This window comes from Ruegeria sp. AB9 (assembly GCF_056542585.1).
The window spans coordinates 1-1,272 of record NZ_JBQGAA010000055.1 but is presented as its reverse complement, the minus strand read 5'-3'; the positions used below and the strand labels follow the sequence as shown (position 1 = coordinate 1,272).

Genomic DNA, 1,272 nt, shown 5'->3' with positions numbered 1-1,272 from the left:
GGATTTTTCACCCAGTCTTTGTCGGACCGTGATCCTGAGCTTTTTGGCTCGATCACGTCGGAACTGGGTCGTCAGCGCGACGAGATCGAGCTGATCGCCTCCGAGAACATCGTCTCTGCCGCCGTGATGCAGGCGCAGGGCTCGGTGATGACCAACAAATATGCCGAAGGCTATCCCGGTCGTCGCTATTACGGTGGCTGCCAGTTCGTCGACGTCGCCGAGAACCTGGCCATCGACCGCGCCAAGCAGCTGTTCGGTTGCGGCTTTGCGAACGTTCAGCCCAACTCAGGGAGCCAGGCCAACCAGGGCGTGTTCCAGGCGCTGATCAAACCGGGCGACACCATTCTGGGCATGAGCCTGGATGCCGGCGGCCACCTGACCCATGGCGCGGCCCCGAACCAGTCGGGCAAGTGGTTCAACGCAGTGCATTACGGCGTGCGGCAGCAGGACAACCTGATCGACTATGATCAGATCGAGGCGCTGGCGAAAGAGCATAGCCCCAAGCTGATCATCGCGGGCGGCTCGGCCATTCCGCGCACCATCGACTTTGCCCGCATGCGCGAGATCGCCGATATGGTGGGTGCATACCTGCATGTGGACATGGCCCATATCGCCGGTCTGATCGCGGCGGGCGAGCATCCCAGCCCCTTCCCGCACGCGCATGTGGCCACCACAACCACGCACAAGACCCTGCGCGGCCCGCGCGGCGGCATGATCCTGACCAATGACGAGGCGATCGCCAAGAAAGTGAACTCGGCCATCTTCCCCGGCATTCAGGGCGGCCCGCTGATGCATGTGATCGCGGCCAAGGCCGTGGCCTTTGGCGAGGCGCTGCGGCCCGAGTTCAAGGGTTATATCCAGCAGGTCATCACCAACGCGCAGGCGCTGTCGGATCAGTTGATCAAGGGCGGTCTGGACACGGTGACCCACGGCACCGACACCCATGTGGTGCTGGTCGATCTGCGCCCCAAAGGCGTCAAGGGCAACGCGACCGAAAAGGCCCTGGGCCGGGCGCACATCACCTGCAACAAGAACGGCGTGCCGTTTGACCCGGAGAAACCGACCGTGACCTCGGGCATCCGCCTTGGCTCACCCGCCGGCACCACCCGCGGGTTCGGTGAGGCCGAGTTCCGCCAGATCGCCGACTGGATCATCGAAGTGGTCGACGGTCTGGCCGCCAATGGCGAAGACGGCAACGGTGCGGTCGAAGCCAAAGTCAAAGCCGAAGTCGCAGAGCTTTGCAGCCGTTTCCCAATCTACCCAAATTTGTAA

At 63.1% G+C, this 1,272-nt stretch carries 1 protein-coding gene; it reads left to right on the top strand.

Annotation, left to right across the window (positions count from 1 at the left end; all coding sequences use genetic code 11):
- Positions 1 to 1,272, top strand: a 1,272-nt coding sequence (gene glyA, locus ACR0K5_RS25080) for a serine hydroxymethyltransferase (RefSeq protein WP_480632224.1), incomplete at its 5' end; no start/stop codon positions are given.